This is a genomic window from Ruminococcus callidus ATCC 27760 (assembly GCF_000468015.1).
GTDB lineage: Bacteria > Bacillota > Clostridia > Oscillospirales > Ruminococcaceae > Ruminococcus_C > Ruminococcus_C callidus.
The window spans coordinates 58,890-79,570 of record NZ_KI260480.1 but is presented as its reverse complement, the minus strand read 5'-3'; the positions used below and the strand labels follow the sequence as shown (position 1 = coordinate 79,570).

35 protein-coding genes and 1 other RNA gene are annotated in these 20,681 nt (G+C 52.0%); 2 read left to right on the top strand and 34 right to left on the bottom strand.

Going from position 1 to position 20,681, the window contains the following annotated elements:
* The 32 genes from RUMCAL_RS12995 to RUMCAL_RS12855 form a co-directional block, all read right to left on the bottom strand.
* Entirely contained in the window at nucleotides 1-330 is a 330-nt protein-coding gene (locus tag RUMCAL_RS12995; protein ID WP_021683430.1) for a minor capsid protein, read from the bottom strand.
* Nucleotides 327-659, bottom strand: coding sequence for a hypothetical protein (locus RUMCAL_RS15670; RefSeq protein WP_021683429.1), 333 nt, complete (start codon nucleotides 657-659; stop codon nucleotides 327-329). Before RUMCAL_RS15670 ends, RUMCAL_RS12995 begins: the two co-directional genes overlap by 4 nt.
* A 2-nt stretch (nucleotides 660-661) precedes the next feature.
* The gene (locus RUMCAL_RS12985; RefSeq protein WP_021683428.1) at nucleotides 662-1,069 is read right to left on the bottom strand and encodes a head-tail connector protein; all 408 of its coding nucleotides are present in this window, start codon (nucleotides 1,067-1,069) and stop codon (nucleotides 662-664) included.
* Between the two features lie 3 nt (nucleotides 1,070-1,072).
* Nucleotides 1,073-1,930, bottom strand: coding sequence for a hypothetical protein (locus tag RUMCAL_RS12980; RefSeq protein ID WP_021683427.1), 858 nt, complete (start codon nucleotides 1,928-1,930; stop codon nucleotides 1,073-1,075).
* A gap of 169 nt (nucleotides 1,931-2,099) precedes the next feature.
* Nucleotides 2,100-2,633, bottom strand: a complete 534-nt coding sequence (locus RUMCAL_RS14850) for a phage scaffolding protein (protein ID WP_021683426.1) — start codon at nucleotides 2,631-2,633, stop codon at nucleotides 2,100-2,102.
* A gap of 46 nt (nucleotides 2,634-2,679) precedes the next feature.
* Nucleotides 2,680-2,832: a hypothetical protein gene (locus RUMCAL_RS15665; RefSeq protein ID WP_156902565.1), complete on the bottom strand. Its 153-nt coding sequence runs from the start codon at nucleotides 2,830-2,832 to the stop codon at nucleotides 2,680-2,682.
* Nucleotides 2,833-2,915: 83 nt separating this feature from the next.
* The gene (locus tag RUMCAL_RS12965) at nucleotides 2,916-3,167 is read right to left on the bottom strand and encodes a DUF2829 domain-containing protein (RefSeq protein WP_021683424.1); all 252 of its coding nucleotides are present in this window, start codon (nucleotides 3,165-3,167) and stop codon (nucleotides 2,916-2,918) included.
* Nucleotides 3,168-3,249: 82 nt separating this feature from the next.
* Complete coding sequence (locus RUMCAL_RS15660; protein ID WP_021683423.1) at nucleotides 3,250-3,405, bottom strand: hypothetical protein; 156 nt, start codon at nucleotides 3,403-3,405, stop codon at nucleotides 3,250-3,252.
* Nucleotides 3,398-5,230 (bottom strand): phage minor capsid protein, encoded by a 1,833-nt coding sequence (locus RUMCAL_RS12960; protein WP_021683422.1) that lies wholly within the window; start codon nucleotides 5,228-5,230, stop codon nucleotides 3,398-3,400. The genes RUMCAL_RS15660 and RUMCAL_RS12960 overlap by 8 nt, the downstream gene beginning before the upstream one ends.
* A complete protein-coding gene (locus tag RUMCAL_RS12955; protein ID WP_021683421.1) occupies nucleotides 5,230-6,573 on the bottom strand; it encodes a phage portal protein in 1,344 nt (447 codons plus the stop codon). Before RUMCAL_RS12955 ends, RUMCAL_RS12960 begins: the two co-directional genes overlap by 1 nt.
* Nucleotides 6,570-7,865 carry a PBSX family phage terminase large subunit gene (locus RUMCAL_RS12950; protein WP_021683420.1) on the bottom strand — a complete coding sequence of 432 codons (1,296 nt, stop codon included), beginning with the start codon at nucleotides 7,863-7,865 and terminating at the stop codon, nucleotides 6,570-6,572. Before RUMCAL_RS12950 ends, RUMCAL_RS12955 begins: the two co-directional genes overlap by 4 nt.
* Nucleotides 7,862-8,203, bottom strand: a complete 342-nt coding sequence (locus tag RUMCAL_RS12945; protein ID WP_021683419.1) for a hypothetical protein — start codon at nucleotides 8,201-8,203, stop codon at nucleotides 7,862-7,864. The genes RUMCAL_RS12950 and RUMCAL_RS12945 overlap by 4 nt, the downstream gene beginning before the upstream one ends.
* Nucleotides 8,204-8,509: 306 nt before the next feature.
* Nucleotides 8,510-9,001, bottom strand: a complete 492-nt coding sequence (locus RUMCAL_RS12940) for a transcription termination/antitermination NusG family protein (protein ID WP_021683417.1) — start codon at nucleotides 8,999-9,001, stop codon at nucleotides 8,510-8,512.
* The gene (locus tag RUMCAL_RS12935) at nucleotides 8,998-9,543 is read right to left on the bottom strand and encodes a phage protein Gp27 family protein (protein WP_021683416.1); all 546 of its coding nucleotides are present in this window, start codon (nucleotides 9,541-9,543) and stop codon (nucleotides 8,998-9,000) included. The genes RUMCAL_RS12940 and RUMCAL_RS12935 overlap by 4 nt, the downstream gene beginning before the upstream one ends.
* Before the next feature lie 8 nt (nucleotides 9,544-9,551).
* Nucleotides 9,552-9,881, bottom strand: coding sequence for a hypothetical protein (locus RUMCAL_RS12930; protein WP_084194437.1), 330 nt, complete (start codon nucleotides 9,879-9,881; stop codon nucleotides 9,552-9,554).
* A gap of 12 nt (nucleotides 9,882-9,893) precedes the next feature.
* The gene (locus RUMCAL_RS12925) at nucleotides 9,894-10,205 is read right to left on the bottom strand and encodes a hypothetical protein (protein WP_021683414.1); all 312 of its coding nucleotides are present in this window, start codon (nucleotides 10,203-10,205) and stop codon (nucleotides 9,894-9,896) included.
* A 117-nt stretch (nucleotides 10,206-10,322) separates the two neighbouring features.
* Nucleotides 10,323-10,619: a Mor transcription activator family protein gene (locus tag RUMCAL_RS12920; protein WP_021683413.1), complete on the bottom strand. Its 297-nt coding sequence runs from the start codon at nucleotides 10,617-10,619 to the stop codon at nucleotides 10,323-10,325.
* Nucleotides 10,606-11,079: a regulatory protein GemA gene (locus RUMCAL_RS12915; RefSeq protein ID WP_040648221.1), complete on the bottom strand. Its 474-nt coding sequence runs from the start codon at nucleotides 11,077-11,079 to the stop codon at nucleotides 10,606-10,608. The genes RUMCAL_RS12920 and RUMCAL_RS12915 overlap by 14 nt, the downstream gene beginning before the upstream one ends.
* A gap of 5 nt (nucleotides 11,080-11,084) precedes the next feature.
* Nucleotides 11,085-11,864 (bottom strand): ATP-binding protein, encoded by a 780-nt coding sequence (locus RUMCAL_RS12910; protein WP_169726020.1) that lies wholly within the window; start codon nucleotides 11,862-11,864, stop codon nucleotides 11,085-11,087.
* Nucleotides 11,809-12,111 (bottom strand): hypothetical protein, encoded by a 303-nt coding sequence (locus RUMCAL_RS12905; protein ID WP_021683410.1) that lies wholly within the window; start codon nucleotides 12,109-12,111, stop codon nucleotides 11,809-11,811. Before RUMCAL_RS12905 ends, RUMCAL_RS12910 begins: the two co-directional genes overlap by 56 nt.
* Nucleotides 12,108-12,503 carry a hypothetical protein gene (locus RUMCAL_RS12900; RefSeq protein ID WP_021683409.1) on the bottom strand — a complete coding sequence of 132 codons (396 nt, stop codon included), beginning with the start codon at nucleotides 12,501-12,503 and terminating at the stop codon, nucleotides 12,108-12,110. The genes RUMCAL_RS12905 and RUMCAL_RS12900 overlap by 4 nt, the downstream gene beginning before the upstream one ends.
* Nucleotides 12,504-12,512: 9 nt before the next feature.
* Entirely contained in the window at nucleotides 12,513-12,812 is a 300-nt protein-coding gene (locus RUMCAL_RS12895) for a hypothetical protein (RefSeq protein WP_022409759.1), read from the bottom strand.
* A 280-nt stretch (nucleotides 12,813-13,092) separates the two neighbouring features.
* Nucleotides 13,093-13,266 carry a DUF6906 family protein gene (locus RUMCAL_RS16025; protein ID WP_021683407.1) on the bottom strand — a complete coding sequence of 58 codons (174 nt, stop codon included), beginning with the start codon at nucleotides 13,264-13,266 and terminating at the stop codon, nucleotides 13,093-13,095.
* A 1-nt stretch (nucleotide 13,267) separates the two neighbouring features.
* Nucleotides 13,268-14,188 carry an AAA family ATPase gene (locus RUMCAL_RS12890; RefSeq protein WP_021683406.1) on the bottom strand — a complete coding sequence of 307 codons (921 nt, stop codon included), beginning with the start codon at nucleotides 14,186-14,188 and terminating at the stop codon, nucleotides 13,268-13,270.
* A gap of 3 nt (nucleotides 14,189-14,191) precedes the next feature.
* Nucleotides 14,192-16,195, bottom strand: a complete 2,004-nt coding sequence (locus RUMCAL_RS12885) for a DNA-binding domain-containing protein (RefSeq protein ID WP_169726019.1) — start codon at nucleotides 16,193-16,195, stop codon at nucleotides 14,192-14,194.
* Between the two features lie 11 nt (nucleotides 16,196-16,206).
* Nucleotides 16,207-16,276: hammerhead ribozyme type II (locus tag RUMCAL_RS15200), an RNA gene on the bottom strand.
* A gap of 1 nt (nucleotide 16,277) precedes the next feature.
* Nucleotides 16,278-16,535: a hypothetical protein gene (locus RUMCAL_RS12880; RefSeq protein ID WP_040648217.1), complete on the bottom strand. Its 258-nt coding sequence runs from the start codon at nucleotides 16,533-16,535 to the stop codon at nucleotides 16,278-16,280.
* Nucleotides 16,532-16,723, bottom strand: coding sequence for a hypothetical protein (locus RUMCAL_RS12875; RefSeq protein ID WP_040648215.1), 192 nt, complete (start codon nucleotides 16,721-16,723; stop codon nucleotides 16,532-16,534). Before RUMCAL_RS12875 ends, RUMCAL_RS12880 begins: the two co-directional genes overlap by 4 nt.
* A complete protein-coding gene (locus RUMCAL_RS12870) occupies nucleotides 16,707-16,988 on the bottom strand; it encodes a hypothetical protein (RefSeq protein WP_021683403.1) in 282 nt (93 codons plus the stop codon). The genes RUMCAL_RS12875 and RUMCAL_RS12870 overlap by 17 nt, the downstream gene beginning before the upstream one ends.
* Nucleotides 16,985-17,221 carry a helix-turn-helix domain-containing protein gene (locus RUMCAL_RS12865; RefSeq protein WP_021683402.1) on the bottom strand — a complete coding sequence of 79 codons (237 nt, stop codon included), beginning with the start codon at nucleotides 17,219-17,221 and terminating at the stop codon, nucleotides 16,985-16,987. The genes RUMCAL_RS12870 and RUMCAL_RS12865 overlap by 4 nt, the downstream gene beginning before the upstream one ends.
* A complete protein-coding gene (locus RUMCAL_RS12860; RefSeq protein WP_021683401.1) occupies nucleotides 17,218-17,409 on the bottom strand; it encodes a hypothetical protein in 192 nt (63 codons plus the stop codon). Before RUMCAL_RS12860 ends, RUMCAL_RS12865 begins: the two co-directional genes overlap by 4 nt.
* Nucleotides 17,400-17,615 carry a hypothetical protein gene (locus RUMCAL_RS12855; RefSeq protein ID WP_022409752.1) on the bottom strand — a complete coding sequence of 72 codons (216 nt, stop codon included), beginning with the start codon at nucleotides 17,613-17,615 and terminating at the stop codon, nucleotides 17,400-17,402. The genes RUMCAL_RS12860 and RUMCAL_RS12855 overlap by 10 nt, the downstream gene beginning before the upstream one ends.
* Before the next feature lie 110 nt (nucleotides 17,616-17,725).
* Between RUMCAL_RS12855 and RUMCAL_RS12850 the strand changes: the two genes are divergently transcribed.
* Nucleotides 17,726-18,103: a hypothetical protein gene (locus tag RUMCAL_RS12850; RefSeq protein WP_156902563.1), complete on the top strand. Its 378-nt coding sequence runs from the start codon at nucleotides 17,726-17,728 to the stop codon at nucleotides 18,101-18,103.
* Here RUMCAL_RS12850 and RUMCAL_RS12845 read toward each other — a convergent pair.
* On the bottom strand, nucleotides 18,100-18,357 hold the full coding sequence (locus tag RUMCAL_RS12845; RefSeq protein WP_021683398.1) for a hypothetical protein: 258 nt from the start codon (nucleotides 18,355-18,357) through the stop codon (nucleotides 18,100-18,102). The two genes, RUMCAL_RS12850 and RUMCAL_RS12845, sit on opposite strands and share 4 nt — an antisense overlap.
* Before the next feature lie 176 nt (nucleotides 18,358-18,533).
* Between RUMCAL_RS12845 and RUMCAL_RS14845 the strand changes: the two genes are divergently transcribed.
* Nucleotides 18,534-18,899, top strand: coding sequence for a helix-turn-helix domain-containing protein (locus RUMCAL_RS14845; RefSeq protein WP_169726018.1), 366 nt, complete (start codon nucleotides 18,534-18,536; stop codon nucleotides 18,897-18,899).
* Nucleotides 18,900-19,412: 513 nt separating this feature from the next.
* Here the strand turns inward: RUMCAL_RS14845 and RUMCAL_RS12835 are convergent.
* On the bottom strand, nucleotides 19,413-20,624 hold the full coding sequence (locus RUMCAL_RS12835; RefSeq protein ID WP_021683394.1) for an iron-containing alcohol dehydrogenase: 1,212 nt from the start codon (nucleotides 20,622-20,624) through the stop codon (nucleotides 19,413-19,415).
* Nucleotides 20,625-20,681 lie beyond the last annotated feature (57 nt).

Genomic DNA, 20,681 nt, shown 5'->3' with positions numbered 1-20,681 from the left:
TCACCCCTTTGCAAGGATACGGGCGTTTTTCAGAATGAGCTTGCCGTGGTCTGCCCATGCCCGAAGTGCCCACTTTTTCCCACGCAGCCCACGGGATACGCCGGCATACCACTGCACCGCCGCATAGGGTGTTTTCCATAACAGATACCCTTCCTCCGGCTTGCTGTGAGAAATGCCGGAATCCCGGAGCATTCCGGTGTCAAACGGCACATAGGGATCACATTTCCGCAGCAGTTCATTTCCCACAAATTCCTGTGCCTGCTGTTTCAGGACTGCCGATTTTGCGTGAAGCTGCTTGGTATTAAAATGGATACCCACCTTGATGATCATACTGCCGTCACCTCCAGATGCTGCACACCGGCAGAGCCATAGCGAAAGTCTTTCACTTCCATGACCGTCCGGCATTCCTCCGGCGGTTCTGCGGCGGTGCATCTGCCGCAGAGGATCCGGTCGCTCCGTTTCGGGATATAGCCGGATACCGATGCCGCCGGAATGATACACAGCACGCTGTCCTGCTGCTTCATAGACGTGCCGCTCTGGCTCTGTCCCTTCATGTCCTCCCAGTAGATCGCAGGGAAGAAGTGCCGCACATACTGCTCCATGCGGTCTTTTCCCACCGTTCTCTCAAATACCGTGCAGCCGATTTTATTGGTAAACATATTCACACTCCTCTGTACAACAGCCCCGAACCACCCAGATACCGGATGCAGATACTTTTGAGATAGTCCTGCAAGCCGGATGTTTCTCCGTTTAGAAGGGCGGAGATGCTTTCTGTCGGGGTAGCGTAGCTGACACTGTACGCTCCGATGGTCTCCGCCGTTTTCAGACCGCTGCCCTCTGCACCGCCTGTGCCGTATGCCTGATAGGTGACGATCGCCTCCGCCAGTGCACAGCAGCATTTCCGGATGCGGTCTTCCCACGGAGCAGGAACGCCGTCCAGCAGCCGCCCGAATGTCACCATGTCCAGATACTCGCTTGCCCGTTCTGCCGCCCGACCGAATGCGGTCGGATCCCGGATCATACTGCCAAGATAAAAATCCTGGTAGTATGGAAAATCAGCATATGCCATGCCTTACGCCTCCACTCTCTTGACATAGACCGTCTGCGGCTTGGAAATACCGATGCCGTAGACCTTTCTGCCCTGTACGGCAGAAGAACCGATATACTCGTTGGTCAGATTCTTGACGGCGACCGGAACAGACCACTCCTGCACACGGTGGCACCAGTTCGGGTGACCGCAGATGAATTCCGTGGTGGTTTTCTTGCCGGATACCAGCTTGCTGTCCTCAAACATGGTGTTGTTGGACTCGAAAACATTGTAGCCGGCGATTCTGCCCACCACGCCGGACTGCACCAGCTCCTGAGACAGATCACCCTGCTTGACGAAACGATCATCAGTCAGCAGCACCTCCATAAACTCCGGAGATGCCAGCAGCCAGCGTTTGCCGTCATTGGGGACACCCATACGGGACTGTACACGCTTTGCCGCCAGTACCTGCTTGTATGCCGTGCTGTCGGTGCAGGCAGTCTTGGATGCTGCCACAGTGATGCCGGCGGTCTCCTCCAGAGCACGGACAGACTTGGTGTCCATGGACAGCCCCAGAGAATAGCCGGCACTGTCCAGACGCTCTGCGGTGATGCCGTCCGGAACGCTGGCAGCGTCATAGCCGTCGATCATCTCGTTGACCGCCTCGTCAATGTCGATGTTGATGTCAAAGTAGGTGGTAGAGCCGGTAGAGATCGCAGCACCATTCTGCTTGTCATACTGCTTGACCTCTACCTCGGTATCACGCACCGGCACCTTGACCTTGCCTGCCTTGGGATTGCCCTCATAGCGAGTGTTAAAGATCAGGTTGTCCTTGGTGACCAGCGTATACCGCAGCTTCTCGTCCACCAGTGTCGAATATCTTTCCTGTGCAATATGTTCCATAACTTTTCCTCCATAAATAAAAATAACTTACCTGATAGGCTCCCCTGAAAGGGCACCCGTAGGGCGTGCCTTGTGCTGAGGTAGATGCCCGTAGGGCAGACGGTGGGGTAACACCTCTCTATAGGCTCCCCTTTAGGGGAGCTGGCAGTGCGTAGCACTGACTGAGGGGTCAGGACTTCTTCAAACTCGGATTCATGCCATAAAACGCAGCTTCCACGCCGTTCATGGCACTGGGCAGATTGCCGGACGTGGGAACAGCCGCACGCTCGCCGGGGTTCGGGGCGAATGCGTCTGCATGGGCGGTGCGGAACTGCTGCACCACATCGTCTGCCCCGATCAGCTTGTCACCGTCAAATTTCAGTTCCTTGGATGTCAGCAGATCGGTGACGTACTTTTCGTACACATCATTTTTCAGCTGCAATCCCTTGACATACTGGGACAGCTTGGTGCGGTACTCGAATGCGGCACGGTCTGCCTCGGACTGCTCCAGCTTCTGCTTGTAGTCTGCCACGCTCGCCTTGATGCCGTCAATGTCCATGTCCTTGTAGGACTGAATGGTCTTGCTGGCTTCGTCCAGCTGCGTCTGCACGGCGGCGGCAGCGTCCTGCTCCGCCTTGATGTCTGCGGCATAGGCTTCCGTGATCTTCTGCACGGTGTCCTTGTCGGTGATGCCGATGCCTTTCAGAAATTTCTCATCGATCATAGGGATAACTCCTTTTCAAAAAAATAAAATGTATGAAAAAAGCACCTCAGTCGAGATGCTTCTCATAAGCTTTCAGAAACAGTTTCAAAATAAGGTCAAACGCTCCGAATCCAATGCCGATCCACGAAAGCACAAAGCACACCGTGGGAACGGCAAAACTTCCGTTCATGGCATAGAGGAGGACTAACAAAACAATCATTGTAAGCATAACTGCTCCTTTCTGGCATAGAAAAAAGCACCTCTTACGAGATGCTGCTTTCGCTATGCAAAAACGCTGGTAGTCTATTTGACAATGCACCAATCTTCCGCCAGCATATCGGTCTGACTAGCCAGCCAGCCAATGCAATATCGGTTATCTGCGGTTTTCATGACAATGCTGTCCGTAAACGGATAACTTCCGTCACCGATTTCCTGCGTCAGTAATTTGCCGTCAGCAAGGTACAAATACATTCCTTTGCCGTTCCAACCGGTTCTGGCAACTTTCTTTCCGGCTTTCAGTGCTTCCAATGCACCGCCGAATGTCATTTCTTTCATAGATTCTCCTTTCTGGCATAGAAAAAAGCACCTCAGGTGAGATGCTTTTTGTTATATTTGGTTTTGCATCTCAAAAAACGTGCTATTTTGAGGTGCTTTCATCATTCTTGTGCTTTTCTACGAATTCCTTTTTGAACTTCTCGAATTCTGCTTCTAGTTCTTCGATAGTGTTCTCAGAGCATATTCGTCTAATTTCATTCATATCAACATCTTTTTCTTTGATATCAACATCATCCATCTGATTTCATCTCCTTAAATTTGAATTTATAAAATTCTTGCAAATCTAGGAGTGCGTTTACCTGTGCTTGGAATTCGCTATCTCCTTTTTCGGCATGTAGACTGATTCTCTTATTATACACCGCTTCATCGATAATAAATATTGGTGCTGTATATTCAAATACCGTACCGTCATGTCCAATTGTATAGCCCTTTTGATACCCGTTTTTCAATGCGGCATTCAAATCACCAGCACTGGGCGGCATACCAAGTGGGTGGTTATGGAACGAAACGATTTCATCTTTTTCAGATTCTTGCAACGCTCTGCGGATTTCTTCGGTATAGTCCGGCGTTCCGGCTTGCGTTCCTGTTGTTGAGGAATACCATTTCTTTGTTCTGGTATTATAGAAATACAAGTCTTCACCATTTGTGCCTGAACGATGGTTCAACATTTTCTTAGCAACCTGATAATACTGCCGCTGTAACTTTTTATCTGAATCCATGGAATCAAACTTGCTCCTGAACTCTCTGCTTTTTACCAAATCTTTTGGAACAGCATAATCCGAAGAACTTTGCATTCGTTCCTGTTCTTTTATTATACCACCGTCACCGCCAGAAGTCAATTCTTTTTTGCCATTCTGAACTCGTTTTGCAGCCTGCACCGCCCTCTGAGCCGTAGACCGTCCGAACCCATTGACCTGCTCCCGGAACGGATCTCTCCGCTGTCCGGTCTGCTGACAGAAGTCTTTCAGCGTTTTTTCCGCATCTTTCAAACGCACGGAAACCGCCGAAAAATCATTGTTCAAACCCTGTTTTAACACCGGATCATCTGTGTTATTCGCTGCTTCCTCCAACGCTGCCGCTCGCCGCTTTAGTGTTCTGACCTTCCGCTCGCCCTTTCGCTGCATCTGGCTGATCTCATACTCTGTGTACTTCTCGCCGTTGTAAGAAATGCTCTTTTCGTCCAGCCTGGCGATCTCCTCCGATGTGTAGTTCGGCGTGGACAGTCCCGGATAGTACGGATGCCAGTTGTGCCGGCAGTTCCAGCCCTTGAAGCCTCTGCCGTCCCCATAGCCGATTTCTTGCAGGGTAAAGACTTTCAGCCCGTCAATGATCTTCCTGGTGCGTTTGCCCTGTATCTGGACAAGCTGCCCCTGCCATCTGGCGTGCTCCGGTCTTGCTCCGCCGTGTGCCGTCAGTTCCATGTACTGACAGCCCGAATCCTCTGCACGTTTTTTTGCCACTGCCGCCGCAGTCTGTCCCACGCCCGTCAGCACACACCGCCGCACCGCAACATCAATGCGGTCACGGTGTCCAGTGGGATAGGTCACATATGCTCCGCCGTCCGCCAGATTTCGCACCGCCATGCGTATGGCATCCTGATAACTGAGCGCTCCGGAGGACACCTGCATATACGCCCGGTCACAGGCTTGCAGGAAAGCAGTCTGCGTGGTGTTCGCCGTGGTGCTGACCAAATTCCGCATCGTGCCAAGGGTTTTCCGGTATCCGGCTTCCAGCACCTGCTTCATGCCTGCGTCCTGCCGAATGTCCGCCGGGGCTTCGCCGGCTGCTTCGTGGGTGTCGTTGTCGATCTCCACCGTCCGCACACCGGCATCCTCAAACATCGCCCGAACCTGTGCCACACTGGCATCTGTCCGGTCTGCGATCATCTGCAAAATGTCATCATACAGGATACCGGCAGTTTGCAGCACCTCTGCCTGATAGGCGGTGGTTTCTGACACAAACCCCATACGCAGCATCCGCCGCACCATGTCTGCCACAATATCATCTTCCAGCTGCTGATATAGCCCCAGCAGCTGAGTCACATCCGGCTCATAATTCTGCATCAGATCTCACCACCGGAAAATAAACCGCCGTCATCCTGCCGCTCCGGCATCATCTGTGCTGCCTTTTCCTCAGAGCAGTCAAAATACCACGCCAGAAACAGAGACGGTTTCAGAAGTCCGTCCCGTACCATCTGCACACGCCGCTGGTACTCCACGTCTGGATCTTCCAGCACACCATCCCCGAAGTTAAAGGTTGCCTTGACCGGTGGGCTGCTCTGACTGCGGTAGTAGTCCTGATAGAACTGCATCCCATAGAGCATCTGCTCCAGTGCGTTCCGCAGATTTTCTTGAATGTCTTTTACACGGGAAAAGCTCCGCTGCTTGGAACTTCGCACTTCCTCTGCGGTTTTCTCCACATCGGATACTTCGGAAAGTGTGCCGTAGGAAAGCCCCACCGCATTTTCGATCCGCCGCAGGATCTGATTGAACGCATGGAAATAGGCAGTGTCCCGGACTTCCGGAGAAAAGGTATTGATAAAGGACTGCCCGTCCGTTTTCTCATAGCTGCGGAACATCCGCTCTCTGCCCTTGGGCAGTACCGGCTTGCCGTCCTTGTACCGGAACAGATCCTCGGTGGCATCAATGGCACGTTCGGACGATTCCAGTTCCCACAGGATTCGTTCCCAGTGCTCATCCGCATCCCGGATAAAGTCCACGGCATCGGCAAAGACCGAAACGCCCAGCGGTGAAGTGGGGTCGATGTTGTTGGAATCCGGTGTCTGAAAAATGGCAAACAGCGGACGCTGTACGTTTTCATACACCTTTTCCGGCAATACATCCGCCCACTGCGGCACTGCATCCAGACTGCACTCTGTGCCCAGTGTTCCCGGACTGGCAGACCGGAAGCAGCGGTTCTGAATGGTGTGTGTCTGCCGCAACCGGGAATAGACGTGCAGTTCCAGACGGGTGAAATAGTCCCTGCCGATGGAAATTTCCTCCGGACACACCACCGCATCACAGGAATCGTCCGTGTAGTTCACCGGGAGATAGGCGTTCTGCGGCACAATGTCCACCGAAACACCCTGTGCCGTGAAATAGGGTTTCAGCAGCAAGCCGCCAATGGCAAGCCCGAAGTCCATTTTCCGCCGCAGCTTCGGCAGCACACGGCTGACCGCCTGTTCCAGTTCTGCCGCATCGTGTACCGTGGCGGAAAATTCCGTCAGTGTCAGCCGTTTCAGCTCCTGTGCGATATTCGCCGGAATGTGACAGGAACGGATACGGTTCCGTATCCAGCCGGCACGGTTCAGATATAGTTCTTCCCACAGCTGCATCTGCTGTATCATGTCGCCGCTGAGCAGGCAGGGCACCTGCATGGCTGCGGCGATCTGGGTTGCATCGATCATGGCATCACCTCCTCGTTGTCATCTGCCGGCGGCATCCGGTATTCCCGCAGCGTCCGCTGCATCGCCGTCCGGACGAAATACCGCATATCGTCCATGGCGTGGTCGTTGGTCTTGACCACAGCGTCTTTTCCTTTGGCTTGATTGTCCCAGCAGTACAGCCCGAATTCCCGGATAATATCCGTACAGCCTTCACAGATGTGGATGCGTCCGGCTTGCAGCAGCGTGGACGTGTCACGGATGCCGTCCAGAACGCTGTTGTTGGCTTTCCGCACCCGAAATACCCCGTGCCGCCGGATACATTCAATAAAGCTGGCGGCAGACGGGTCTACGATCACATACCGCACATAGGGGGCAATATCTCCGGCAAGCTGTTCCAGTGCAGCGTAGTGTTCCTCGTCCGTTCGGGAATGTCCCTCTTTTCGGGCATCATAATAGTACTCCCGGATTCGGGTGGCATAGCCATCTCCGGACAGGTGCCATAAGCCGACAGAGGTCGGGTTCAGTGTGCCGTAGTCACAGCTGAGATAGAACTCGCCGGAATGCACATCCGGCACAGTGTCCGGAATGACGTGCCGCAGCTTCTGGAACTGCGGATACACCAGCCCGTCCGCCATAACCCACTTGCCCAGTACATACCGGTCATAGAACACACCGGAATACATCCGCTCGTACCGTTTCCGGACAGATACAGAGAGAGCACGGTTGTCCTCCATGGTGAAGTGCAGGTGCAGCCGGTTCTTTTCGCCGGCTTTCCCGTGTACGCTGTCGATCCATTCCTTGTACAGCCAGTGTTCCTCGCTGCCGTCCGGGTTGCAGTTCATCCAGATCTTAGAACCGGTGACAGAGCATCTCGCCGTTGCCTGATCCACAAAAGAACGGGGCATCAGTGCCACTTCGTCCAGCAGGACACCGGCAAGGGTGATACCCTGAATGAGAGCATAGCTGCTCTCGTCCTTGCCGCCGAAAAAATAATAGCGGTTGTGATGCCCCTGCCATTCCACGTCCATATAGTTCTTGGACAGGTTGATCTTCGGCTGCATCACGCCTGCCATCCACTTCTGGATCGGCGTGACCACATTGCGTTTCAGGCTGTCGATGGTCTTGCCGCAAAAGGCAAATGTCTCATGGTCAAAGCTCCGCATACTCCATAGCAGATAGCCGATGCTCATTGCCATGGTCTTTCCGGAACGGACAGAGCCGTCACAGATGATAGCATCATACTGCCGGAATTTCGGCATTGCCCACCAGAGCATGGCTTGTATCTGCTTGGGGGAAAAAGTCTGATAGATCATGCCAGTCCCTCCTGCAATTTCTCAAACAGATTGGTGATCTGCCCGTTATCCTCTTCTTCGGCTGCTCCGGATGCCGCCGCCTGTAGGGTGGCGGTGATCTTGGTCTCTGCCCGGATTAGCTCCGGATTGCTTTGCAGGAATTCGTACAGCTCCATGTGCCGTTTCCGGAATTCCTCCGCCAGCTTTTTCCGCTTCTTCGGCTCCGGGGTATTCAGGTAGGCAGAGAGGAACGTCTGCAAATCGGTAAAGTCCGCTTGCGGAATGGATTTCCGCTTGTCCTCAAATTGCAGGATACCGTCTGCCAGCTGGTGGATGCTCTTTTTCTTTCGGCTGTTCATTTGCAGTCACTCCTTTCAGAAAAATGGTCAAAAAAATACGGACGCTGTACGCCCGTATATTGCGTGTATTCTTTTTGGGTGTTGTTTTTCGCAGAAAAATCTTCAAACGATTCTAAACGCCCTCTGAACGTTCTTAAACAGGGTATGCTTCGCCATTCGGAATCTTTTTGGAAAAGTTCCGTTCGGGGTTCAGGCAATACCGCACAAAGAGCTGCAAGAAGTACTGCCTTTATACCATATGCCGCACCCTGTGGGACGAATCAACCACAGCAGCGACAGGCATACTGATTTGTTTCACACACGCTCTTAAATACCGATTACCGGCAGTGTGACCGTGTAGTCATGTCCGCAGATGGAGAGCCGCACACGGGCACGCCGCTGCCGGAGATCCAGCCGCACCACATTGTTCCAGTATTCCCGGAGCACGCCGGACAAGACCATCTTGTCCCCCTGCAATGTGGTATAGATCCGGGACGGGGCAATGGGCTTGCCGCCGTTCCAGAGCCACCGGATGTATGCTTCCTCGTGGGGTTGCAGCTTGCCCAGCGTACAGCCGGACACTTTCAGAAATCCGATCACGCCGTCTGCCCGGACAACGCTGTCATACTTCTGCCGGTCGATTTCTTCCTCCAGAAACAGATAGCCGGGAAAGACAGGTTCGGTGATGCTGTTCCAACTGCCGTTTTTCCGGATGTCCATGGTTCGCTGCGGACAGCGTACCAGATGCCCGTTTTTCCGCAGCAGCACAGCCACTTGCAGATCCGTGCCGGGCTTTACCTGTACCACATACATACTCATGCCTTTCCCTCCTTGGCTTTGGATTTGATAAATTTCTTGACTTCCTTGTAGAGATCCGGTCGTTCTGCCGCCATGGCTTCATAGATCAGATCCTTGAACTGCTCTGCACCGTTTTCCAGCAGATCCCGTGTCTTGGTGTCCACGTTCTTCTTGTACGCCACTGCACGGGTGAGTGCCACGGCATTTTTGGACAGGGTGTCAAAGTCGATCTCCGACAGCCGTTCCTCCGGCAGCTTGTTGATGGCATCCAGCATCTGATTGCAGAGCAGGCGGAGAATGCCGTCTGTCATGTCCAGATCCGGATAGCGGTCGGTTTCTTCCATGATCGCCCGGAAGTTCTCCTGACTGAGCCGCAGTGCGTCCAGCGTACTCATGAGATTTTTCGCATATTTTCCCACCGCTGCCAAAGAGATGCTCACGCCGTGGGACTGGATATAGTCCACGATCTCCCGGTAATAGGCACCGGTCTTGATCATCTCGTCTACGGTCTCCTTGACTGCCGGTTCCAGATTGTCGATCTTAGAATGCTTTCTGCGTCCCATGCAGCACCTCACACGTCAATACATTCGTCCTTGCGGACACAGGCAATGATCTTGATACCGTCCGCCGATACCTTGGCTTCCAGCTGCTCCATTGCCGTATCTGCCAGTGTCGTACACGCCTTGGAATCCATGTGCCGCAGCCGGATATATCCGGATTCCGTCAGATAGTTGATGCTGTCCCGGAATTCCGCCTCGGTCATACTGGGTTCCAGTGCATAGCGGATGTCCGTCAATGCAACAAACTTGTCACGCAGCAGATTCACGGCTTTCAGCACCATGCCGTTATTCTTGAAAAATGCCTTCTGCCGGATTCGCTCTATCATTTCTGCCTGCTCCAATGCCGTTCCTCCTTACTTGCTGCAATAGCTGTCGATCTTGCTTTCCAGCCTTGCCATGGTGCGAATAAAATCCTCGTTCTTGGTGGTGTGTTCCTTGATGTAGTCGATGTTCTCCGACAATTTTTCCATAGATGCCTTGATCTCCCGGATCTCTGCCTTGGTGGCGTACTTGTCCGACAGCGTCAGCAGATTGTCACGCAGCTCCTGCACTGCCATTTCGTTCTTGTCATTGCGATCCATGGTGCGTTTCAGAAAATAGCCGATGATCCCAAGGATCACGGTGATCACCGTGGTGATGATAAACAGGATCAGTTCCTGTGTCACTGCATCTCCCTCCCCAAAAGAAAAGTGCTATCATTACTTCTACTGTAATGATAGCACAGAAAAGAACGGTGCTGCAAATAAGGCAGATTTTTCAGGAATTTCAATGAATTTTCAGGTTCAGAAGAACGTCATCTGGTGTGCTTCCCGGTCGGTGCTCTGGCGGTAGATGATGTCCCGGATGGTGTTCTCCGCCAGATTGAAGGCGTGTGCCAGTTCCAGATAATTGGAACCGTCAAACCGCCGGAAGATCTCCGCATCTCTCAGACCGTTCATCACGGAATCCGCCTTGCTGATATAGATGCTGCTGCCGCCGTAGCTGGCGACCAGCTTCCGGTACGCTTCGATGCCGATGACCTCCGCAATTTCCAGCTGACTGCCGTGCAGCTGTTCCATGGTCAGTTTATCCAGAGTCATGTTTCGCCGCCTTTCGCTTTGTGTTTCGCAGATACCGTTTCAGTGCCTCGATCAGTTTCGCCCCGTCCTCCCGTTTGACCCAGTTCAGCGGATGACCGGGGCAGGGGTCTTCCTGCAATACCTTTCGGACGATGCCTGCCATGCGTTCGCCCACTGGCACCGCAGAGGGTGAGAGCTTTGCCAGATCGTACAGCAGCCGCCAGGCATACGCCTTTTGTCCGGCTGTCATTTTTCCCGGATACTCCGGGGATGCCGCTTTCTTTTTGGGACGCTGCTCCCGGAGCTGCCGCCGCAGTTCCGCCTCTACCGCTGCCGCCTCCGGTGGGGTGAGTTCCCGGACAGAGGTCTTGCCGCTGATACGGTAGACGATCATGTGGAACGGGTCTTCCTTGTTTCCCGATTCTACCAGCCCCAGCACAGCAGCAAGGCTGTACAGTGTCTGGGTTTGTCCTTTTGCCATATGCTTCACTTCCTCAGCCGATAATCTTTCTGGTTGTCCGGGCGTATCTCAAACGCATACCCTTTGGACATCTGAATGATCCTGCCGCCGATTGCTCCGTCAATTTGCCGCAGCTGGGGCAAAAGCCATTCCGTGGAGAGGATCGTCAGCATCTGATTTCTGGCACGATAGTCCAGTATCTCAAATGCCAGACGCACATCTGCACCGGATACCTCTGCGGTGCTGCTGGTCTTGAACAGATCGTCTATGTAAAGCACATCAGCTTCCTTGTACGCTGCGATCTGTGCGGCATAGCTGCCGTCTGTCAGAGCAGCTTTCAGCTGATTGGACGCTTCACGCCACACCATGTACCGCACCGAAAAACCGTTCCGGATCATGCCGCCCACAATGGCGGTGCAGATGTGTGTCTTGCCGCATCCGGTCTGACCGCCGATATAGAACCACCTGTGCCGTTCCTGTAGGTACGCTTTGGCACATTGGAGAATATGCTGCTGAAACGGCTGCTCTGCGGTGTAGTTCTGAAATGTGCAGATGCGGAGCAGGGATTCCAGACCGGATTCATGGATTCGCCGCAGGGTATCTCTGGTTTTCATACAGCTGCACAGGCACATGACCTCATAGCCGTCCCGGATCTCTGCGATCATGCCCTTGTTGCGGCACGTTTTGCAGTCGTAGCCGGTCAGCGTGCCGGACTGTGCATTGTACGCATCCACACGCATCTGCATCAGATCAGTATACGAAAGCCCCGTAGGGGTCATCGTCGGGAATGTCATCTTCTGCGGCAATGGTCTCATCCTCCCATCTTCTCTGATTCAGCCATGTGGCAGGATGCGGAATGAACTTCCAGTTCTCTTTGCCCCAGTGGTAGACCTTCCGCTGCCGTTCCAGCTCCGCCAGCATCTTCTGCAATTCCGTCTCGCTGGGCTGGATTTTCTCGAATGCCCGTCTGGCTTTCTCCTTGCCCACCTTTCGGGGATATGCTGCCCAAAACTGGTCGAAGCAGCGGTTTCCGGTGTCTGCTGGTTTTCTCATGCTTCCACCTCCTCACACAACGTGATGTCCGTGCAGTTCTGGCACAGATGCCGTTTCAGAGAACGGAAAGAACTCCAGTAGGGCGAATAGGTGTAGCAAATGCTGTTGGCAAGTACCTTCTCCCGAAAAGCTTTCCGTTCCCGTTTCAGCTTTTCCTGCTCCTTTCGGGTGAGTATACTGTGTTTGTGCTTCTGGAAGAACTTTCTGCGGATCTCACAGTCCTCCGTCAGCCATTTTCCTTGAATTTTACCGTCAACATAGACCGCAATGCACAGCTGCATCTTGTACCGCTGTGTCTGCAAAGACAACGTGTAGCCGTCTGCCTGTAGCTTTACGATGCGGTAGGATGATTGCAGGTTCTGCTCTGCGGTTTCCCATTGTTCCTTCGTCATCGCCGCACCTCACGAAATAGTAAACCGCTTGCTTTCCGATGCAACGCAGTACTGGTCATAGAGTGCCTGGTGTGTCTCCTGAAATGCACGGCTGTCGAACCGGCTGCTGACCACCGTGGTATACCGCACGGTAAAATTGCCCACGTCCATTTCCTCCAGATGCTTCTTGTCCATCATCGCCTTGACCTGACTCCGCAGCTCGTCTGCCTGCTTTTTCAGCTGCTTGCCGGCTGCCTCCAGTTCCTTGATCTGATTGACGGCGGAGAGCATATCTGCCTCCTGTTTCAGTGTCAGTTTTGCTTTTGCCATAAAAATACCTCCTGTATGAAAATGTATGAAAATAAACTGCCGACTCTGCATTTTTAGAGCGTGTTTTGCATCTGACGTATGCAGATTGCGTTGTCAGATTTTCCGTCAGATGGAGCAAAAAGCAGAGTGAATACTTGATGTATTCACGAGCATTTTTGTGAAATATGGCGGAAAATATGCAAGCAAGATGCGTGCGAGAAGATGCAAAACAGGCTCTTACGGGCTTGTCACCGTCCTTGGCTGCATTAGGCGAGAGGAGCATTTCTCCTCTCAGGGGGGATTATGTGATTTCTGAATCCCGATGCTTCGGGATATGTCTGGTGCGTTCTGTGTACCGGTGGAGAATGACCAGCTCTGTGCTGGTGTTCTTGGAGATCAGCCAGTCCTCCGGATGGAATCCGTAGAATGCCAGGATCTTTTTCTGTGCCTTGGTGGGGCGTTTGCCGTTTTTCATCTCAGACCTCCATATCCATGTACTTTGCCATTGCCACCAGTCCCTCATAGCTGTAGTCCTCGTTGTCATAGGCATTGGAGAACAGGTTGACCACGCCACGGATAGCCTGCGGTGTCTGGGCGATGCGGAACAGAAAATCAATTTCCTTTTGCCGTCCGTTCAGCATGGGGAACAGCTTGGCAATGTCCTCACGCTGGATCTTGGAACGGGTGTACAGCTTCTTCTGCTTGGTGCGGTTGGCGATCTGTGCGAACTCTGCTTTCTTGCTGCCGATGCGTGTCACCGTTTCCAGATTTCCGATGAAACAGATGCCCAGCGTCTGCCCGTGGTCGGCAAAATCATCGGAGAAGCTTCGCAGCACCTCAATGGTTTTCAGCGGCAGGTGCTGGGATTCATCAAAGATCAGCACCGTGCCGTCACTCAACTTTTGCCGGATGGAATACCACAGGGCATCTCTGGAGCGTTCCATGGGAGCACCGATGCGGTCGGCGATCAGCCGCAGCAGGGACTTGATGCTGGTCAGACAGGGATTCAGCGTGATCAGTACGCTGTTGTTCGGGTGCTCTGCCACAAAGTGCTGTGCTGCCTTGGTCTTTCCGATGCCGGCATCTCCGGCGGCAATGGCAAGACCGCCCTTGATCTGGCAGACACCGATGATGTCATAGATCTCCGTGGAGATGCTGGTATCTGCATAGCCGGATTCCTGATAGGTCTGTCTGGTCTGATCTTTTACCCCGAAATAGCTTTCCAGTTTCGCAAACATCTTCTGCGGATTTGCCTGATAGCTGCCGGAAAACAGCTGGGAGAGTGCTCCCTTGGAGATGCCCAGACGGGCAGACAATGCAGACAGGCTCAGTCCTTCGTCCTTTTGCAGCTGCTCCAGCTTGCGGAGCAGGCTCTGTTGATGCTCTGTGTATTCCATGTGTTATTCTTCCTTTCGTCTTTGGGCGTTCTGCCGCATTTTTTTCAGGTCGATGGTGACCGGGATCATTTCGCTGCCGGAAACCATGCGGTGTTCTTCTTTCGTTTCTCCGGCTCGTACCGGTTCGATGGTCTTGGGATACCGGATCTGGAATCGTTCTTCCTTTGCCTTGGCGGCTCTCCGGATCGTGGCATCCAGAGAATCGATCCGCTGTGTGTTGGTCAGATCGGCGGTGATGCCCTTGACCTGATCCCGTACAAACTTCTTGGTGCGGCGGATCATCATTTCTGCGTTGGCGATCTCCTCCGGATTGGAGGTCAGATAGTCCATCAGCAGGATATCCGCCAGCTCCCAGGTAAACAGATACTGGTCTTGGGTGTTGTACAGCCGGACGGTTTTCAGGTCTGCCGGATCATACCGCACATAGACCTCCTCGCCCAGATGCAGAATGGTTTCCTCCGGATTCATGTACCAGATCTTTTCACCGGCAAAAGTGATGTACACGCCGTTTCGCTTGATCTTCTGGGTTCTGGTGGATCGCATCAGCATCAGATTCAGCTCTGCATCCGCTGCCTTGCGGATCGACCGGATCTCCTCGTTCCAGACATCCAGACGGCTCATGTCTCGGTACTTTGCCTCAGAACCGCCGTACTCCTGCAAGTTGTACTCGCCGTCGATCCACGTTTCCAGATGGCTTCTGACCTCGTAGTCCTGCGGTATGGCTTTGTTCTTGATTCGCCGTTTCAGGCTTTCCGGACGTTCCAGGATCGTGCCGCCGCAGAAACCGCTGAACGCTTTGGAAAACTGGCTCTTGACCGTGTAAAATGTTCGTTCAATGGGCTTTGCTTTCGCATTTCGTACAATGGCGTTGTGCATTTCAATGCCCAGCCGCTGTAAAATGGTAGGCGGCTCTGTGACATCCTGGTCAGATTTTCGGGTGCGGTGTCCTTTTCCGCCCACATCGTGGGTGAGAAATTCCCGACCGTTGTCAAAATACACCGCTTTCGGGATGCCGAACCGCAGAATGCCGTGCCGCAGTGCCAGGATCGTGGACTGGGAATCCGGAGACTCCGTAATGTTCCAGCCGGTGATCACGCCGGACTTGGCATCCAGAAATGCTGTCAGATACAGGCGGTGAATGGTGCCGTGTTCGTCCAGAGACTGAATATCCAGTGTGTGGTTGTCGGCGATCCATACGTCATTCGGTTCCAGCTGGTCATACATTCGGATAATGTACGGCATACAGCGGTCAGAAAACGCCTTTTCGCCCTCACGCATCAGTATTTTCGTTGCCTCTGCCACATCGTTGTCGATTCGCCGCCGAAAGCTCCGTTCAGACGGGATCTGTTCCAGCAGCTCCGGGTGGAAATCCTCTGTCCAGCTGATCACATTGCGATAGCTGGCTCGGACGGTTGGCTGATTCTCGTCCAGCCAGAACCACAGAAACGCCTCCCACACGACTTGGGGAATGCCGCTGCTGTGCTTGTTCCAGCCGCCCCGTATCCCCAGCATACCGGCAAGATCATGCTCCTGATAGGCGTTCCATTTGCGGTACAAAATCCCCGTGGAAACCTGTAGGTCTGGGTGCTCCAACTGACACTTACCCACATACAGCTTGTCATAGTCGGTTTTCTTGCTGTACTGGATGCGTCCGGCGTGCCATTCCAGCAGAATTGCTGTCCAGATCTGGATCTCCTGCCGCTGCTGTGCGGTGCAGTCCTCAATGGTCATCTGCCGCACGGCTCTTGCCTTCTTTTTCGGCTTCTGCGGTTTCGTTTCCGCCGGGATCGGCGTGGGCATCATGCCCATTTCCTGCCGCTTTTGCTGATAGTACCTAGCCTGCAACGGCTCCGGAAATGCGGAGACCGGAATCTGATAACAGGGTTTATGGTTCTGCGGATGTTCTTGGATAACCGCCGGTAAAACACCGTTTTTACATTGTTTTTGAAGTGATTGAACGCTGCACCCTTTTAGGGCTGCCGCTTCTTTGACGGATAAGTAGTCCATAGCTCCTCCTTTCCGGTCTGCCATCATCAGTGCCGGTAGACCAGTTCCGGCAGACAGCGGCTCTCTGCCGCTGTTTCGGCTTTTATGTTTCATCTGCATTTGCAAGCTTGAATCCGGCATAGTCCAGCACTTCTTCTGTGATCTCGTCCAGGAAGTAGACCAGCGTTTCTGTCGGCTCTTCGTAGTCATAGTCGATACTCAGGTCAATTACGATTGCAAACTTGAATCCGTTTCCGCTGTAGTGCGTGTGCAGCCAGTCGTAGATCAGCCTGAGATTCGTGCTTTTGAAAATGATGCAGTAGTTGCCGTACTTGTCTTGCACATCTTCGATCACCTTCACAGCATATGCACCTCCATATGCAGCTCTTTCAGGAGCCTGTCCTGCTCTGCTTTGGAACAGTCGCTGGTGCGGATCTCGTGGAGGATCGACCAGTCTGTGTAGCCGCAGTTCTTCATTTGCCGTACAGTTCTTCGCAGCTTTTGTGACCGTCTGGGCGGCGTTCCGCCCCATTCATGCAGTCTTTTCATCGGCTTCCTCCACCTCGTCATCGTCCTCGTTGGCGGCAAACAGCACATTGTCCGAAAACCACGGAAAGCACCGGCTGGCATATTCCCACTCTGCATCCATCTGGTCGGGGAAATACGAACCGCCCCACACGCCTTTGCCGTCCTCATCAATGTGCCAGACCACGAATTCGCCGTCCGGCAGGATCGGTCTGGCAAGGCAGTGCTCCGTGCCGTAAATGGCATAGATCAGGTGATTCTCGATCACCGTTCCGATTTTGATTTTCATGATGCACACCTCCGCTTTTTCAACTCCGGTTCTGTGGGGAGCAGACGCTCCACCGGCACACGCAGTGCCTTTGCCAGCCGCAGCACCACCGTGATGCTCGGCACAAACTTGTCTTGCTCCAGCTGACAAACATAGCTCTGGGATACCTCTGCCGCCTCCGCAACCTCCGTCTGGCTCAGTCCCAGCGTGGTGCGGATCTCCAGCAGCTGCTTGCCGAATGTTTTCGGGGTCATTTTTCATCATCCTTCCTGTGTACGCCGTTGGTTTTCAGAATGCGTTGTTTCAGTTCTTCCTTGGGTTCCAGCATCTCCGGGATAGCGTCATACCAGTCATACAGATAGCCGATGCTCGCCGCATCCCTTCCGTGAAACCTTGCACTGGCAGCGATCTGCAAAGCCGTGGGATTCTCGGTCACGACCATGTCACATCGCCTCCCATGGCTTTGGCAAACTGCTCTGCGATCAGCCGCTGGGTGAAGTAGTCCCGATAGATGTTCTGCTTCCCGTCCAGACAATAGCTGCTGTTGGGCTTGTCGCCGGTCTGCACCGTTGTCAGACGGACAGTTTTTCCAGTGGGCGAATAGGTTGTGGTAACACAGTAATAGGTGTGTAAAATTCTCGGTAACATGAAAATTGCTCCTTTCAAAATGTTGTTGAAATATCTTGTCGATTCCTGTCGAATCTGTTGTATTTCCTGCCTGATTATGCTATAATAGGCGAGGAAAGGGGGTGTTGTTCTTGATGCAATGTAAAGCAAGTGAAATTGCAAAACGGCTGTCATTAATGTCAATCAGTCAGATCATTGGTAATGCAGATATATGTCGCTTTAAGCTTTATCAAATACGGAATCTGGAGAAAAACCTAGGACATTTATCCGAACTGGAAGAAGAAAAACTTCGTCGTTTTGTAGAATTATTAAGCCTGTCTTTCGGGATACCCTATGAAACAGAAAGCTTGATTCTCATCACCGAAATTGAAGTGGTTAGCAATCTGATGTCCACAGTGAAAAAATCAACAGCATATTTAAAAGAACTGGGAGACACAGAGATGGAATGCGAAGAATCTGATTCTGATTTTTTCCGTCAGTATGCACTGTTTGCATTAGATGAAGATTAAAAGGACAGAAACCACAGAAGAAGAAAAGATTTTGGAAGAAGAATTTTCTTCTTTCCATTTTCATCTATATGGGTGCTGTGTGCAATGTAATCCTCTATTGCTTCAACTGAAACCTCGGTAAGGTCGTATTCCTCCTTGTATTTCAGTTGGTCTTTCCAAACACGTTCATTCCGTTCCTGTTCCATCTTTGCCTGCTCCGCTGCATCTGGAGCAGGCTTTTTTCTGCATGGAATCCGCTTGACAATAACTTTCATATTTTTTCCTCCTTTTCATTTACTTTTGCCTTACTTTGTGGTACAATTATCATAAGGCTTTTTATACCCTGTTGTATTGGTATGCTAATATTATAACTCGCATTTGCGAGTTTGTCAATCGTAAAATTCGCAAATGCGAGAATTTGTAAGATATGCATAGAAAGGTGGTTATCTTTTTGTCTATTATAGATAATCTGATCAAGCTGTTAAACGAAAAAAATATTCCTCAGAATGAGCTTTGTGCCCACTTAGATATTACAACAAGCACTTTTTCGACATGGAAGAAGAGAAATAGCGATCCGCCTTCCAAGTATATCATTCGCATTTGCGAGTTTTTGAGAGTATCGCCCGAAGAACTGTTATCCGGAAAGAAATCCGAAAGTACAATGGACGAATTAGATGAGATAGAAAAAAAGTTGATCTTTGATTTCCGTTCGTTGAGTCAACAGGGGCAGGATTACATCCGGCAGCAGATGTTCATGGCACGAGAAGTTTATAAAAAAGAACAGGATCTACCTCAGTCAAATATGAATGTGGGTTAAAAAAAGAGGTGGACACCAACCGGTTGGCATCCTAGTTCAAACTAGTTGGCAGGTTGGTATCCCCTCAGGAAACAATTTTTCAAAGCACCTATTTTCTTCTAAAACAAACTGTTCAAAACCGCAAAAGCAAAAAAGCAGCGTATTTCCGCCGTTTTGAACACTTTCAAACACTTTTCAAACGCCGGTAAAACGCTGCCCTCAAAAATTGAACACCAAAACGAAATCGCCCGGAAAACAGAGGACATCCTCATTTTCCGAGCGATTTTTTTGACACTTCAATTTTCGTTCACTTTTCCGATTCTATCTCATTCCACCCAAAACATCACGCATTTTCGCCACTTTTTCCCCCTTCCAATTCAATTCCACCCTTTTCCACCCTTTTCAACCTTTTTACGTTTCCCTTGTCAACTCACAAAAATTCTTGCCAGACACCAAGTATGCCTGCGAATTTTTGCCTTGTCTGCAACAAAATTTGCTCGAAAATCCGCACACATTTCCTATGAACACAAGCTCTTAAAAATCCACTGCCAGATCGTAATAGCAAGCCTTCAGCAGCTGTTCCATTTCTTCCTGCGAGGGGATACGCGGATTGGAACCGGTGCAGGCATCGGCAATGGCATTGGCTGCCACTTCAGGCAGTTTGTCGAGGAACTCGGTTTCGTCGATGATCGAGGTTTCTGCCTTGACACCGCCTGCTCCGTAGTTCTGAATGGACTGGGGAATGTTCAGCTTGTCGTTCATGGAACGCAGTTCTGCGATCAGGGAATCCACCAGTTCTTCTGTGGAATTGCCTGCCAAACCAATGTGCTCCGCGATCTCCGCGTAACGCTTGGCTGCGGCTTCGTCCTTGGCATTGAACTTGATGACCTTCGGCAGATACATAGCATTGGCACAGCCGTGAATGATATGGCTGGTGCTGTATGCGGCACCGGTCTTGTGTGCCATGGAGTGGACGATTCCCAGCAGAGCGTTGGAGAATGCCATACCGGCAAGGCACTGTGCATCGTGCATTGCCGCACGGGCCTCCATGCAGCCGTCATAAGACTTTTTCAGATACTGGTGAATCATCTTAATGGCGTGAAGTGCCACTGCATCGGTATAATTGCAGTGCAGCGTGGAAACGTAAGCTTCAATGGCATGAGTCATTGCGTCCATACCGGTGTGTGCGATCAGTTTCGGCGGCATGGTTTCCGCCAGTGCACTGTCCACAATTGCGATGTCCGGCGTAATGTTGAAGTCCGCCAGCGGATACTTGATACCCTTTTCGTTATCTGTGATAATGGAAAAGGCGGTCACTTCTGTGGCAGTGCCGGAGGTAGAGGGCACTGCACAAAACTTTGCCTTTGTCCGCAGCTTTGGGAAGCTGAACGGGGTGCACAGATCTTCGAATTTGGTATCCGGATATTCATAGAATACCCACATTGCTTTTGCGGCATCGATAGGCGAACCGCCGCCCATTGCCACGATCCAGTCCGGTGCAAACTCCTGCATGGCTTTTGCTCCACGCAGCACAGTGTCAACAGATGGGTCGGACTCTACGCCTTCAAACAGTGCTACTTCCATGCCGGCATCTTTCAAATAGCCGACTGCCTTGTCCAGAAATCCGAACCGCTTCATGGAACCGCCGCCCACCACAAGAAAAGCTTTTTTGCCCTCCAGTGTTTTCAGGGTTTCCAGTGTTCCCTTTCCGTGGTACAAATCTCTCGGCAATGTAAATCTGCTCATTGGTCTGTTCCTCCATTTTCATTAAGGCAATACCGTGCAAAGTCGCCAGACGCTCTT

What these genes read in the sequence shown, in the direction of transcription:
- RUMCAL_RS12995 (WP_021683430.1), bottom strand. Translation starts at nt 330, where the DNA reads ATGATCATCAAGGTGGGTATCCATTTTAATACCAAGCAGCTTCACGCA.
- RUMCAL_RS15670 (WP_021683429.1), bottom strand. Translation starts at nt 659, where the DNA reads ATGTTTACCAATAAAATCGGCTGCACGGTATTTGAGAGAACGGTGGGA.
- RUMCAL_RS12985 (WP_021683428.1), bottom strand. Translation starts at nt 1,069, where the DNA reads ATGGCATATGCTGATTTTCCATACTACCAGGATTTTTATCTTGGCAGT.
- RUMCAL_RS12980 (WP_021683427.1), bottom strand. Translation starts at nt 1,930, where the DNA reads ATGGAACATATTGCACAGGAAAGATATTCGACACTGGTGGACGAGAAG.
- RUMCAL_RS14850 (WP_021683426.1), bottom strand. Translation starts at nt 2,633, where the DNA reads ATGATCGATGAGAAATTTCTGAAAGGCATCGGCATCACCGACAAGGAC.
- RUMCAL_RS15665 (WP_156902565.1), bottom strand. Translation starts at nt 2,832, where the DNA reads ATGATTGTTTTGTTAGTCCTCCTCTATGCCATGAACGGAAGTTTTGCC.
- RUMCAL_RS12965 (WP_021683424.1), bottom strand. Translation starts at nt 3,167, where the DNA reads ATGAAAGAAATGACATTCGGCGGTGCATTGGAAGCACTGAAAGCCGGA.
- RUMCAL_RS15660 (WP_021683423.1), bottom strand. Translation starts at nt 3,405, where the DNA reads ATGGATGATGTTGATATCAAAGAAAAAGATGTTGATATGAATGAAATT.
- RUMCAL_RS12960 (WP_021683422.1), bottom strand. Translation starts at nt 5,230, where the DNA reads ATGCAGAATTATGAGCCGGATGTGACTCAGCTGCTGGGGCTATATCAG.
- RUMCAL_RS12955 (WP_021683421.1), bottom strand. Translation starts at nt 6,573, where the DNA reads ATGATCGATGCAACCCAGATCGCCGCAGCCATGCAGGTGCCCTGCCTG.
- RUMCAL_RS12950 (WP_021683420.1), bottom strand. Translation starts at nt 7,865, where the DNA reads ATGATCTATCAGACTTTTTCCCCCAAGCAGATACAAGCCATGCTCTGG.
- RUMCAL_RS12945 (WP_021683419.1), bottom strand. Translation starts at nt 8,203, where the DNA reads ATGAACAGCCGAAAGAAAAAGAGCATCCACCAGCTGGCAGACGGTATC.
- RUMCAL_RS12940 (WP_021683417.1), bottom strand. Translation starts at nt 9,001, where the DNA reads ATGAGTATGTATGTGGTACAGGTAAAGCCCGGCACGGATCTGCAAGTG.
- RUMCAL_RS12935 (WP_021683416.1), bottom strand. Translation starts at nt 9,543, where the DNA reads ATGGGACGCAGAAAGCATTCTAAGATCGACAATCTGGAACCGGCAGTC.
- RUMCAL_RS12920 (WP_021683413.1), bottom strand. Translation starts at nt 10,619, where the DNA reads ATGACTCTGGATAAACTGACCATGGAACAGCTGCACGGCAGTCAGCTG.
- RUMCAL_RS12915 (WP_040648221.1), bottom strand. Translation starts at nt 11,079, where the DNA reads ATGGCAAAAGGACAAACCCAGACACTGTACAGCCTTGCTGCTGTGCTG.
- RUMCAL_RS12905 (WP_021683410.1), bottom strand. Translation starts at nt 12,111, where the DNA reads ATGAGAAAACCAGCAGACACCGGAAACCGCTGCTTCGACCAGTTTTGG.
- RUMCAL_RS12900 (WP_021683409.1), bottom strand. Translation starts at nt 12,503, where the DNA reads ATGACGAAGGAACAATGGGAAACCGCAGAGCAGAACCTGCAATCATCC.
- RUMCAL_RS12895 (WP_022409759.1), bottom strand. Translation starts at nt 12,812, where the DNA reads ATGGCAAAAGCAAAACTGACACTGAAACAGGAGGCAGATATGCTCTCC.
- RUMCAL_RS16025 (WP_021683407.1), bottom strand. Translation starts at nt 13,266, where the DNA reads ATGAAAAACGGCAAACGCCCCACCAAGGCACAGAAAAAGATCCTGGCA.
- RUMCAL_RS12890 (WP_021683406.1), bottom strand. Translation starts at nt 14,188, where the DNA reads ATGGAATACACAGAGCATCAACAGAGCCTGCTCCGCAAGCTGGAGCAG.
- RUMCAL_RS12885 (WP_169726019.1), bottom strand. Translation starts at nt 16,195, where the DNA reads ATGGACTACTTATCCGTCAAAGAAGCGGCAGCCCTAAAAGGGTGCAGC.
- RUMCAL_RS12875 (WP_040648215.1), bottom strand. Translation starts at nt 16,723, where the DNA reads ATGAAAAGACTGCATGAATGGGGCGGAACGCCGCCCAGACGGTCACAA.
- RUMCAL_RS12870 (WP_021683403.1), bottom strand. Translation starts at nt 16,988, where the DNA reads ATGAAAATCAAAATCGGAACGGTGATCGAGAATCACCTGATCTATGCC.
- RUMCAL_RS12865 (WP_021683402.1), bottom strand. Translation starts at nt 17,221, where the DNA reads ATGACCCCGAAAACATTCGGCAAGCAGCTGCTGGAGATCCGCACCACG.
- RUMCAL_RS12860 (WP_021683401.1), bottom strand. Translation starts at nt 17,409, where the DNA reads ATGGTCGTGACCGAGAATCCCACGGCTTTGCAGATCGCTGCCAGTGCA.
- RUMCAL_RS12855 (WP_022409752.1), bottom strand. Translation starts at nt 17,615, where the DNA reads ATGTTACCGAGAATTTTACACACCTATTACTGTGTTACCACAACCTAT.
- RUMCAL_RS12845 (WP_021683398.1), bottom strand. Translation starts at nt 18,357, where the DNA reads ATGAAAGTTATTGTCAAGCGGATTCCATGCAGAAAAAAGCCTGCTCCA.
- RUMCAL_RS12835 (WP_021683394.1), bottom strand. Translation starts at nt 20,624, where the DNA reads ATGAGCAGATTTACATTGCCGAGAGATTTGTACCACGGAAAGGGAACA.